We start from the raw sequence: 12,366 nt of genomic DNA on the forward strand, positions 1-12,366 counted from the left end.
ATCCAGGACTGGAGGTTGTTCATGCTGCTGTCGGAGCTGCTTGATGACGAGGCCCTTGGGCTGCGGATGCTGGTTGGTGCGCCGGGTGCTCTGGTGCAGCCGGTTGGGCGGGTGGTGACGATTGATCTGGTGGAGCCTGGTCGGTACCTGAGTGGCGGCGAGCTTGTGCTCAGCGGTCTGATCTGGCGGCGCGGGCCTGGTGACAGCGAGCGGTTCGTGAGCGCGTTGTCGGGCCGGAACGTCCAGGCGCTGCTGGCTGACAGCGAGCGGCTGGGTGAGATCCCGGAGGACCTGGTCGAGGCCTGCCGGGTGCACGGGCTGACATTGATCGAGGTGCCGGCCGAGGTCGCGTTCACCGACATCGCCGAGCACATCGCCGAGCACGACTCCGAGAGCAGCCATGCCCGTACGTCGGCCAGCCGGGTACGCCAGCGCGAGATGCTCTCGGCGATCGCGGCCGGTCGCAGCCTGGACGAGCTCGCCGATCGGGTATCAGTTGCCTTCGGCCACGTCTGCCGGGTGCTCACGCCGTCCGGCCGGCACGTCGTACCCGGTCCGGCCGAGCTCGATCCCGAGACCGTCGACGCAGTCACCGCAGGCTTTCTCACCGCTGACCGGTTGCCCGCGCCGATCGAGACCGGGACCGCGACCTACAGCGTGTTTCCCGTCGGTTCGACGCTCGGGCAGCGGCTCACGACCTGGCTGGTGGTCGTCGACGGCGACCTGCGGACCTGGCCGCGGGAGGAGGTCGACGCGGTCGGTGAGTTGTCCGCGATCGCGTCGCTCGATCGCTCCCGGCGGGACGAGAGCCAACGCGCCCTGCGCCCGATCGCCGCCGACGCGGTGGCGGCCATCGAGGCGGGCGCACCGGAGAACGACGTACTGGCAGGGATCCGGCAGACCGGTCTGGCCACCGATCGGCCGGTCGCCGTCGTGATCGTCGAGATCGCAGGCAGCGGTCCACCCGAGGGCGCCCCGGCCTTGCTGGAGGACATCGCGCTGACGGTCGGCCGACCGGTGGTGGCCCGTAGCGCAGACGGCACTGCGGTCGCACTCCTGCCACACTCGCCGGCGCTGCCGGACCTGGTGCGCACCGCTTGCGCACGGTTCGAACCAGGCCTGTTACCAGGTACGACGCTGTCCGTCGGCATCAGCGGACCGGCCGAGGCATCCGCTCTCGGCGAGGCGCTGGAGAAGGCGCGGTTCGCGCACCGGGTCGCCCGCGTCGGCGGTACGCCGGTCTGCGTGGTGAGCTCGGAGGACGTCACGTCACACGTGCTCCTGCTGGCCGCGGTGCCTGCAGACGTACGGCGTACGTACGCGACCAGCGTTCTGGCCGCGATCCTCGACCACGATCGCCGTACGCGAGGTGACTTGGTGCTGACGTTGACGACCTTCCTGGACACCGCGTGCTCCTGGGCGCGCACCGCGGAGCAGCTCCACCTGCACGTGAACTCGGTGCGCTACCGGATCGACCGGATCCAGGAAATCACCGGGCGCGACCTGTCCCATTTCGAGGACCGTGTCGACATGTTCCTCGCCCTGAAGTCGCTGTGAGGTCGCTCTGAACTGGAGGATCCGACCAAATCCGGATTTCTGGCTGTTGCGCGCTGTCGTCGTGCCGGCGGAGGTCGCCGGGGAATACGTACGCGGCCAGGCCGGGCTGGCCGTCGTTGACTTGAGCAAGTAGTCCGTCCTCGCCGACGCGGACGCCGGCACCAGGAGCTGAGCGAACGCATCCGGTTCCGCTCGCGCGGGCTCGTCACCGGCGAGCACTTGTGCCAGGCGGCTCACGATCCCAGGCTCCTGGCCTTCGGAAGCCATAGGCACGACACGTAGAACGGTGTCCCCGGAACGATGCGCCATGTCCGTGCGCCGTCGATTTGGGCATTGACGTGATCTGCGCCACGGACCTACCGTGTACGTAGAACGTGCAGATGTACGTCAGGCGTACATCGATCCTTTGTTGAAAGGACCGCGGATGAGGGACCTGCGCAGGAGGATGCGGCTCCTCGAGCTGCCTGTCGCCACGCGACCGAAGGGCAATGACCGGGTATGACCAGTCTTCAGAGCGTTACCTCCACGCCGAGTTCGGCCGTGCCCATGCGGCTCGGGGCGATGTGTGGGGCGACCCAAGGGATCGCGGAGGGCGACTGGCCGGCTGCCCTCGACTACGCCGAGCGCCTCGGGCTGGAAGGTGTCCTCTTCTCCACGCCGAGGGCGGCGAGCATGACCCTCGACCGCGCCGAGCTCGCGGACGTCGGTGCTGCGGCTGCGGAGCGCGGACTGTTTGTCGAGACCGGCATCGGGTTCATAGGTCCGGCCAACGATCCGACGTCGGTCCTCGACGAACTGTTTGCCGCCGCCGATGCCGCGGTGGCGCTCGGGTGCACGCAGTTCTTCGCGTACACGCGGACTGAACGGGGAGGCGGACCGGGGGACCACGGGCATCAGCTCGCGCAGGTCGCAACGACGCTGCGCGCGATGCGTCCCTACCTCGAGGAGAGCGGCTGCCGGCTGAACATCAAGACTCACGAGGATCTGTCCTCGGTGGAGGTGCTCCGCCTCGTCGAGACCCTTTGGGCGGACGTCTTCGGAGTGAGCCTCGACGTCGCGAACCTGGTCGTCCGTGGCGAGGACCCGGCAGCGGCGACGCGGCGGCTGGCGCCGTACGTCTATCAGACGCATCTCGAGGACGTCGCCCTGTACTTCGTCGAGTCCGGCCTGCGACGACGGCTCCGGCCGTGTGGCGACGGGATCCTCGACTGGAGCGGAATACTGCGCAGTCTCCTCGACCAAGCGCCCGCGCAGTACCTCGTTTTCGAGCAGCACCGTGGCCAGTTCGACGTCGACATCTTCGACAGCAGATGGTTCGAGGCCGAGCCGCACGTGCGGCCGGACGAGCTGGCGCGGCTGGTACAGGGAGCGGTGGCCTGCGAGCGGCGCGCTCGCACCGGCGCCGGCCCCACCCTCGACGACCTTGACGTCGAACTCGATGCGGAGGCCCGGGCAGGCCAACTGCGCCGGAGTGCCGCCTACCTCCGATCGGTGCTCGAGTCCATCAGTGGAGAGCCTTCATGACCAGCATCGCACTCGCATCGCCTCGCAGTATCCGGCGTCGTGTCTCCTCCAGTGACAGGATCCTGGTCCTGGCGCTGAGCGCGTTGGGACTGGTGGCTCTGGCTGTCGTCGTCGGACCGCTCGTGTGGCGGTTCAACTCCAATGCCGTCGATCTCGGCGCCCAGTTGTCGCCGCCGTCGAGCAGACACCCGCTCGGCACCGACAGTCTCGGTCGGGACCTGCTCGCACGGGTTCTCGCCGGTGCTCGTACGTCGCTGGGCGCCGGTCTCCTCGTCGCGCTCGCGGGAGCCGTGCTGGGCTGTCTCACCGGGCTGCTCGCAGGTGCTCTGCGCGGGTACGTCGACGTCGCCCTGACCTGGCTGACGAACTCGATCCTGTGCTTTCCCTCGATCATGCTGGCCATGGCCGTGGTGATGGCCCTGAAGCCGGGGATCCCTGCGGTGGTGATCGGTCTGTCGATCCATTCGTTCCCCTGGTACATGCGGACCCTGCGCGGTGAGGTCATGCGGGTCTCGGCCATGGAGTTCGTGAAGTCGACGCGGGCGATCGGCGCCAGCCAGCGCCGTGTCCTGTTCCGGCACATTCTGCCGCACCTGATCTCGACGATCGTGCTCCAGATGGCTGCGGTGTTCGGGGCCGCTGTGCTCGCGCTCGCCGCGCTCGGCTTCCTCGGCATGGGGGCACAGCCACCGACGGCGGAGCTCGGAGCCATGATCACCGACGGTCAGCAGTTCTTCCTGACCGGCCAGTGGTGGGTCGCCGCCTTCCCGGGCCTCGTGCTGCTCGTCGCCGTCACCCTGACCACCATCATCGCCGACCGGGCCCGCGAGATCCTCGACCCGCGCGGCGAGTACATCGTGGCGGACTGAGAGGAATGCCGATGCTGAACCTGGTCTCCAAACGCCTGATGGTTGCTCTCGGCACCATTCTCGGCGCCTCGCTGTTCTCCTTCGTGCTGCTGCGCAAACTTCCGGGCGATCCGGCCAGGCTCGTCGGCGGTGAACTCGCCGACGCCACCACCATCGACAACCTGCGCAGCGCCATGGGCCTGAACAAACCGCTGCCGGCCCAGTTCTGGGACTACCTGTCCACGGTCGGCCATGGGAACCTCGGATTCTCCTACAGTACCGGCCAGAACGTAGCCGACGTCGTCCGGACCCGGCTGCCGGCGACCGTTGAGCTCGGGCTGACCGGCGTGACGTTCGCTGTCGTGTCCGCGGTCGTCTTCGGTGCCGTCGCCGTCTATCGGCGCAAGCGTGGCGCTGACGTGTTACTGCGCGTCGCGTCCTCGCTGGCGATGGGCTCGCCGCCGTTCTGGCTCGCACTGGTGGCCATCTTGCTGCTGGCCGTCAAGCTGGGGGTCTTCCCAGGTCCCGAGGGCCGTCTGTCGCCAGGGATCCAGCCTCCGGCGGCGTTCACCGGCCTCTACACGATCGACGCGCTGAAGGCGGGCCAGTTCTCCACCTTCTTGAATGCTCTTTGGCACCTGGTGCTGCCTGGGGCCGCGATCGCGGTCGGTCCATTCGCGTTCCTCAGCAGGCTCTTCCGGTCGCAGCTGCGCACCACCGTGCGGGAGCCGTTCGTCCTCGTGGCGCGCAGCCGCGGTATCACCCGGTCGAAGGTCTTCGTCCGGCATGTCATCCCGAACTCCCTGCTGCCGCTGGTGGCCGCGACCGCGATGCTTTTCGCCGAACTGATGACCGGCAGCGTACTGATCGAGAAGGTGTTCGGTTGGCCGGGAGTCGGCTCCCTCACCGTCGACGCGATCCTCCAGAAGGACTTCGCGGTCGTCCAGGGAGTGATCCTCCTCAGCGCTGTTCTCTATGTGACAGTGAGCTTCCTCGCCGACATCACGTACGCCGCCATCGATCCCCGCGTCCGAGTTGGAGCCCGGTGACATGACCCGATCAGGAGTCGAGCTCATGAGCCAGACCGCCGTTCCCGAGAACGCACCGTCCGGCGAGAGCCTGCTCGAGGTGCGAGACCTGCGGACCGAGTTCACGACCGCACGCGGCACCGTCGCCGCCGTACGCGACGTCAGCTTCAGCATCCACCGGCGTGAACGGCTCGCGATCGTCGGCGAATCCGGCTCCGGGAAGTCCGCGATGGCGATGTCGATCGTCGGACTGCTGCAGCCACCTGGCCGGGTCGTCGGGGGAGAGGTGCTGCTCGAGGGGCGCAACCTCCGCGGCCTGCCGGACGCGGAGCTCTCCCGCATCCGCGGCCGCCGGATCTCACTGGTCTTCCAGGACCCGATGAGCGCGCTCGACCCGATCCGCAGCATCGGATCGCAGATGATCGAGGCGATCCGTGCCCACCAGGACGTGAGCCGGAAGGCTGCCCGCCGGACGGCCGCCGACCTCCTCGGTGAGGTCGGGGTCGTCGACGCCGCGAGGCGCCTGTCCGACTACCCGCACCAGTACTCCGGTGGTATGCGGCAGCGAGTCCTGATCGCGTTGGCGCTGGCCAACTCTCCCGAACTGGTGATCGCAGACGAGCCCACCACTGCCCTCGATGTCACCACCCAGGCGCAGGTGCTGGAGTTGCTGGACAGGCTTGTCACGGACCGTCGTGCCGCCCTGATGCTGATCACCCACAACCTCGGAATCGTTGCGGGGTACTGCGACTCGGTCAAGGTCATGTACGCCGGCAGACTCGTCGAGGAGAGCTCCAGCCGGGAGCTGTTCCGGGCGCCGGCCCACCCATACTCGCGCGAGCTGATCAAGTGCGTGCTGCGGACCGACCAACGCCAGGAGGGACGCCTGGCGACGATCCCCGGATCACTGCCCGACCCGACGAAACCGTTCGTCGGCTGCGCTTTCGAACCGCGCTGCCCGGTCGGCCACGACAACCCGCTCTGCCAGAGCACCGAGCCCGTCCTCGTTCCGTTCGGCCGGCCCGAGGCCAACCACGCGACCAGTTGCCACTTTCCCGGTGCCACCCGGCAGGAGTCCGTCTCATGACCACCACACCGCGTGAGTCCGCGCTCGACCAGACTGTCGACCAGGACATCCTGCTCCGGGTGCAGGGCCTCACGAAGTCGTACGGCGGTCAGCGAAGCGGAGTGCGGATGCGCCGGGCCAACCAGGTCCATGCCCTGCGCGACGTGTCCTTCGACGTACGTCGCGGCGAGACGCTGGGCCTGGTGGGCGAGTCCGGCTCCGGGAAGTCCACGGCGGCATCGTGCGTACTGCGCCTGGTGGAGCCCGACGGCGGCTCGGTCGAGTTCGACAGCATCGACGTACTCGGGCTGTCGAGCCGCCAGCTGCGTCGGCTGCGCTCCCGTATGCAGATGGTTTTCCAGGATCCCTACGGCTCCCTCGACCCACGGTTCTCGGTGCGCGAGCTGGTGGAGGAACCGCTGCTGATCCACGGCGAACACGACGCCGACGTACGTCGAACACGCGCGCTGGAGATGCTCGAGCGTGTCGGTCTCTCCGCGGACCTGGCCGAGCGCAACGCGCATGCTTTCTCCGGCGGTCAGCGTCAGCGCATCGCCATCGCTCGTGCCCTTGTGCTCAACCCCGAGTTGGTCGTGCTCGACGAGCCGGTCACCGCCCTCGACGTTTCGGTCCAGGCCCAGGTGCTCAACCTCCTCACCGATCTGCAGGCCGAGTTGGGGCTCACCTACCTGTTCATCGTCCACGACCTGGCCGTTGCGCAGTACGTCTGTCATCGCATTGCTGTGATGTACCTGGGCGAGATCGTGGAGCTGGCCGACTCCGACGAGCTGTTCGCCAACCCGCTGCATCCCTACACGGTCTCGCTCCTGCTCGCCGCGCCGGTACCCGACCCTGACGTCATGGTCCAGACCCGGTCCGCGCTGCGCGAGACCAAGGTGCAGCAGGGCGTTGCCGCCTCACATGGCTGCTCCCTCCGATCGCGGTGCCCGGTCGGCGCCGACCGCCCCGAGTGCCTGACGCATCCCCCGTTGCGTGAAGTCACTCCTGGCCACTTCGTGGCCTGCCACTACCCGGGCGAGCTGCAGCAGCGACTCCCCGTCCAGCTCGGCGCCCCCAGCTCCGAGCTGTCCCCGTCCGCTGAAAGGACCGCACGTGACTACAACTGACCGAACGAGGCGGCGCTTGCGCCCCGTCATCGTTTCGACCGGGCTGGCTGCCCTGCTTGCGGTCGGCGCCGCATGCAGCCCCACCAACACCCCAGCGTCCGGAGGCCAGTCCGGCCGGCCCTTCACCGTCAACTGGGCGGCGAGCATCTCCAGCCTGGACCCTGCGTTCGTCTGTCCAGGCGACGACAACAGCCTCGCCAGCAACTTCTACGGGCGGCTGGTGAAACTCTCGACAACCCAGGACGGTGACGGGTTCGCCACCGCCAATCCCGATCCCAGCAAGGTGCGGCCGGACTTCGCCACCAGTTGGCAGGTGTCGGGCGACGGCAAGACCTACACGTTCAAGCTGCCCGCCGGCAAGAAGTTCGCCAACGGTGACCCGCTCGACGCGAGCGCGGTGAAGTACTCGCTGGAGCGCACCGTGAACATGGGCGCCTGCGGTGCACTGTCGCTGCAACTGGGAATTACGGACCCGCCGTTGGTCCAGAGCGTCGAGGCCCCTGATGCGACCACGGTCGTCCTCCACCTGCGGCAGGCCTATCCCGCGATCCTCTACAGCCTGGCCCAAAGCCGAGGGTCGATCTATGACCCGAAGCTCATCGAGGCCAACGGCGGTACCCAACCCGGCAAGCCGAACCAGTGGCTGACCAGCCACACGGCGAGCAGCAGCGGGCCGTATGTGCTCAAGGAGTATGTCCCCGGCAGCTACGCGGTGCTGGAGCGCAATCCCAACTACTACGGAACACCCGCCCGCGAGTCCAGCGTACGAATCAACTTCATCACCTCGGTCCCGACCCTGCTGTTGCAGGCCGAGAACGGCCAGGCCGACGTCACCCTCGGGCTTCCACCCCAGAGCGTCAAGAACCTCAGCCAGAAGAATTGTTGCAAGGTCGTCAGCGCGAGCAGTTCGACACCGGTCACCGTCTCGCTGAACCACAACGGACCGGTCACCGACAACGTGAAGTTCCGTGCGGCGCTCACGTACGCCGTCCCGTACTCGGACATCATCAGCAAGGTCGCCTACGGGTACGGAGACTCCTACTACGGGCCGGTCGTCCCCGGGATGGCAGGCTACAACCAGGCGCTCGAGCCCGCGCGGGCCTACGACCCGGCCAAGGCCAAGCAGATCCTCGCCGACTCGGGTGTGAAGAGTCCGCAGCTGGAGCTGATGATCAACCCCACCGCGCCTGGGGTCTCCGACATCGCGACGTTGCTCCAGTCCGCCTGGCAGAACATCGGGGTCAAGGTCAACATCGTGGCGAAGCCGCCGACCGACTTCAGCACCCTGTTCAACGACGGCAAGTACCAGTCCGCGCTGCTGTTCGAGAACAGCACACCGATCGGCGGCTACGAGCTTCGCAAGAAACTGACCTGCGGCAGCCACTTCAACAACCAGCACATCTGTATCCCGGGCAGCATGCCGCTGCTCCAGCAGCTCAACAACACCGCCGACGCCGCCAAGCAACAGCCGATCGTCGACCAGCTGGTGAAGCTCTGGGTGGCGAACTCGCCCACGATCATCCTGTACCGGGCCCGGTTCACCGCGGTCCTCGGCAAGGACGTCAAGCAGTTCGAGTACGCGGCGAACACTCGCATCGCCGACTGGGGTCGCTGACCCCAGGAGTCTGCCGCCGGACCGACGCCGGCGGCAGGCAACCTCCCACACCTGCGCGAACGTCCACAAGGAGCAAAGATGAAGATCGGTGTCGACGGCCGGAAGATCCCTGGAGCCGAGAACCGGACCCCCCTGGAGATCCTCGACCATGCCCAGAGCCTCGGTATGGAGGGCGTCTACTTCCGCACGGTTCTGGACATCACGCCCACCCTCGACCGCGGGTTGTTGCGAGAGCTTCGCGAACACGCCGACCGCCTCGGCCTGTACCTCCAGATGGGGCTGGGCAAGGTCAACCCGTACGCCGCCGCAGAGTCCCCCGAGATCCGCCGGCTCGGCGACGGCGATTACACCAGCGGCATGCTCAAGATGCTCGAGGCCTGCAGCGAAGGGGCGGACTGCCACGAGCTGTGGGTGGCGTGCGGCAGCTACAAGAGCGACCTGCCCGGCTACTACGCGATCGACCGCTTCCGGACGGACGCGCCGTGGCCCGACCAGTTGCAGGCGATCGAGAAGCTCCTCGGGCTGCTGGCTCCCGCGGTTCGTGACCTTGACTGTCATCTGAACATCGAGACCCACGAGGAGATCACCAGCTGGGAGGTCGTGCGCCTGGTCGAGTCGGTCGGGCCGGACGTCACCGGCATCACCTTCGACACGGCCAACGTCCTGGTCCGCGGCGAGCACCCGGTGGCCGCAGCCCGGCGGATCGCGCCGTACGTGCGCGCCACGCACCTGCGCGACTCGATCCTCGTCCCCACCCAGGACGGGCTGGCCCGGATCTTCTCGCCGTGCGGCCTGGGCATCATCGACTGGACCGAGTTGCTCGGCGCGTTGATGGAGCACACGCCGGACCTGGACGCGTCGATCGAGCCCGCCGGTACGACGCTCGCCGTACCGATCGGACTGCACGACGCGTACTGGCGGTCCCTGCATCCCGATCTTGTCGACGATGAGGTCGCTGCGCTGCTCCGGCTCGCCGACGAGTACGCCGCCCGCGCCGCGCAGGGCGATGTGCCCACCGTCGAGGAGTTCCGCGCGACGCCGTACGACGGGGAGGACTTCATTCGGCGCAGCGCATCCCACCTCCGGTCGACGCTGGCCGAGCTCGAAGCGGCGCCGGAAGACGCCAAGGTCGGTGGCTGATGGGAACAGCAGTCCACGCACGCTTCGTCCTCGGGTTCGACCGGGGTGAGCACGTGCTGCTCGAGGACGCGACCGTGATCTACGACGGGAGTGTCGTGGTGTACGTCGGCCCGCGCCGAGACACCACGGCGGACCGAGTCGTCGAGCTGGGCCAGGCGCTGGTGATCCCTGGGCTGATCGACCTCGATGCCGTCGCAGACATCGACCACGCCCTGCTCGACTCGTGGGCGCCGGCCCACACCGCGTCCGGCCTGCAGTGGTCCGAGGACTACTTCACCTCGCGCCGCACCGACGTGTTCGACCCGGAGGAGCGCACCTTCATCCGTCGGTACGCGCTGGCGCAACTGCTGTTGTACGGAGTCACCACCTGCATGCCTATCGCCTCCGAGGTGCACAGCTCGTGGGCCGAGACCTACGACGACGCGATCGGCATCGCAGAGGCGGCGCGTGACCTTGGAATCCGGGCGTACGTCGGCCCCAGTTACCGCTCCGGCGTCAACGTGCTGCGTGCCGACGGCACGCGAGATGTCCTGTGGGACCACGACCTGGGCCGGGCCGGCCTTGACGATGCCGCACGGTTCCTGTCCTCTGCGGACAACACGCCGGACAGCCTCGTCCGTGGCGCCTTGCTGCCCTGCCGGATCGAGACGATGTCGTTCGAGCTCCTGGAGTCCACTGCGAAGCTTGCGCGCGAGTACGACGTACCGGTGCGACTGCACTGCATGCAGAGCGAGCTCGAGTTGGAGCTGCTGCAGCGCCGGCACGGCGCGGGTCCGCTGGAGCTGATGGAGCGGAGCGGACTTCTCGGCTGTCGGCTCCTCGTGCCCCACGCCGTCCACGGGAGCAGCGACCGCGACCGGCGCTCTCCCAGCGACGGCGAGCTTGCCGCACTGGCAGGAGCCGGCGCGTCGGTGGTGCACTGTCCGTCGACGTCGCTGCGCTACGGAATGGTCCTCGATACCTTCGACCGCTTCACGGAGGCCGGCGTCAACGTGACGCTGGGCAGCGACAGTTTCCCGCCGGACCTCCTGAGGGCGATGGACGAAGGGTCCTGTCTGGCCAAGGTGCTCGAGCGCCGGCTTGATGCCGGTGACCTGGCGACGTACTTCCGGGCGGCCACCCTGCACGCCGCGCACGCTCTCGGCAGGGAGGACCTCGGCAGGCTTGCGCCGGGTGCGCAGGCGGACTTCGTCGCGCTGCGGCTCGACGACTTCCGGCTCGGGGTCGTCGACGACCCACTGCGCACGGTGGTGATGGCCGGCTCGCCCCGTGACGTCGCGCTGTCCGTCGTGGCTGGGCGCACGGTCGTCGAAGACGGTCAGCTGCCCGGCGTCGACCTTGCTGCCATGAAGGCCCGCGCACAGTCGCTCTTCGCGCGGATGCGAGCGGCCTACAGCACACGCGATGCGCTCGGGCGTGACCAGGCTGCGCTGTTTCCCCCGGTTTTCCGGCGCGTCGACCGCGCGCTCGGATCCTGCGTGTCAACGTCGTCATGACCTGGGAAGATGATCAGATGCCACCGCTGCCACACCAACTACCACTACTTGAGGACCGGTACTGATGACTGAGCCAAGGCAGGCCGAGGCGCCCGAGGCTCCGTACTTCGTGACAGCGGTCGCGCGAGCCATGCAGATCATGCAATCGTTCACGGCGGAGCGCCCCGAGCTGTCCTTCACCGAGGTAGGACACCTCACCGGGTTGAGCCGTGCGACGACGCGGAGAATTCTGCTCACCCTCCGGGATCTTGGATTCGTACACTCCGACGACGGGCGTGCGTTCCGGCTCGCCCCTCGAGTGCTCGGTCTTGGCTACAGCTACCTGTCCAGCACGCCGCTGCGAGACGTGGCGCGGCCCCACCTCGAACGGGTCGCCGGCGACCTCTACGAGACCGCGGGGCTGGCGATCCTCGACCTGCCTGACATCGTCTACATCGCGATCGCGATCAGCCCACGTCTCACCGGCGTGCGGATCAATCTGGGCACCCGCTTCCCGGCGCATGCCACAGCGGCGGGTCGTGCCCTGCTCGGCCACCTGCCTGCTGATGCCCTCGACACGTACCTGCACGGGTTACACCTGAACCGATCTTCGTCGACGCTGTCCAAGACGGCCCTGCGCGCGGAGCTCGAGCAGGCCAGGCTGAAACACTGGGTCATCACGACGAGCGAGATCGATGACGACCTCCAGGGAGTGGCAGCGCCGGTGCTCGATCGGACCGGCGTAGCCATCGCCTCGGTGAGCGTGTCGCTGCACAGCAGCAGGCAGAGCCTCGACGGCCTGGAGCACGACTTCATACCCGCCGTCATGGCCGCGGCGAAGCAGATCGAGTCGGACATGGCGGGCCGCATCCACCAATGACAGCGCCGTCGTGACCTGCACGCCCGCAGTCCGGGTGGATGCGCCAGGAACGGCGGATCGGGCGGAGACGCTCCCGTGATACGCCGAGCCGGCGATGATGATGCCG

10 protein-coding genes are annotated in these 12,366 nt (G+C 67.9%); all 10 read left to right on the forward strand.

The window, feature by feature from the left end; genetic code table 11:
- Window positions 1-21: 21 nt before the first annotated feature.
- The 10 genes from JOF29_RS14255 (at window position 22) to JOF29_RS14300 (ending at window position 12,260) form a co-directional block, all read left to right on the forward strand.
- A complete protein-coding gene (locus JOF29_RS14255; protein WP_209694676.1) occupies window positions 22-1,557 on the forward strand; it encodes a PucR family transcriptional regulator in 1,536 nt (511 codons plus the stop codon).
- Window positions 1,558-2,055: 498 nt separating this feature from the next.
- Window positions 2,056-3,081, forward strand: a complete 1,026-nt coding sequence (locus JOF29_RS14260) for a sugar phosphate isomerase/epimerase family protein (protein WP_209694677.1) — start codon at window positions 2,056-2,058, stop codon at window positions 3,079-3,081.
- The gene (locus JOF29_RS14265) at window positions 3,078-3,950 is read left to right on the forward strand and encodes an ABC transporter permease (protein ID WP_209694678.1); all 873 of its coding nucleotides are present in this window, start codon (window positions 3,078-3,080) and stop codon (window positions 3,948-3,950) included. Before JOF29_RS14260 ends, JOF29_RS14265 begins: the two co-directional genes overlap by 4 nt.
- Before the next feature lie 11 nt (window positions 3,951-3,961).
- Window positions 3,962-4,978, forward strand: a complete 1,017-nt coding sequence (locus tag JOF29_RS14270) for an ABC transporter permease (RefSeq protein ID WP_209694679.1) — start codon at window positions 3,962-3,964, stop codon at window positions 4,976-4,978.
- Window positions 4,979-5,003: 25 nt separating this feature from the next.
- Complete coding sequence (locus JOF29_RS14275; RefSeq protein WP_209694680.1) at window positions 5,004-6,044, forward strand: ABC transporter ATP-binding protein; 1,041 nt, start codon at window positions 5,004-5,006, stop codon at window positions 6,042-6,044.
- Entirely contained in the window at window positions 6,041-7,150 is a 1,110-nt protein-coding gene (locus JOF29_RS14280) for an ABC transporter ATP-binding protein (protein WP_245357586.1), read from the forward strand. Before JOF29_RS14275 ends, JOF29_RS14280 begins: the two co-directional genes overlap by 4 nt.
- A gap of 16 nt (window positions 7,151-7,166) precedes the next feature.
- A complete protein-coding gene (locus JOF29_RS14285; RefSeq protein ID WP_209694681.1) occupies window positions 7,167-8,765 on the forward strand; it encodes an ABC transporter substrate-binding protein in 1,599 nt (532 codons plus the stop codon).
- 78 nt (window positions 8,766-8,843) lie between these two features.
- A complete protein-coding gene (locus JOF29_RS14290; RefSeq protein ID WP_209694682.1) occupies window positions 8,844-9,905 on the forward strand; it encodes a sugar phosphate isomerase/epimerase family protein in 1,062 nt (353 codons plus the stop codon).
- Complete coding sequence (locus JOF29_RS14295; RefSeq protein ID WP_209694683.1) at window positions 9,905-11,401, forward strand: chlorohydrolase family protein; 1,497 nt, start codon at window positions 9,905-9,907, stop codon at window positions 11,399-11,401. Before JOF29_RS14290 ends, JOF29_RS14295 begins: the two co-directional genes overlap by 1 nt.
- Before the next feature lie 64 nt (window positions 11,402-11,465).
- Window positions 11,466-12,260 carry an IclR family transcriptional regulator domain-containing protein gene (locus JOF29_RS14300; RefSeq protein WP_209694684.1) on the forward strand — a complete coding sequence of 265 codons (795 nt, stop codon included), beginning with the start codon at window positions 11,466-11,468 and terminating at the stop codon, window positions 12,258-12,260.
- The last annotated feature ends 106 nt before the right edge of the window (window positions 12,261-12,366 follow it).

The organism is Kribbella aluminosa (genome assembly GCF_017876295.1).
GTDB lineage: Bacteria > Actinomycetota > Actinomycetes > Propionibacteriales > Kribbellaceae > Kribbella > Kribbella aluminosa.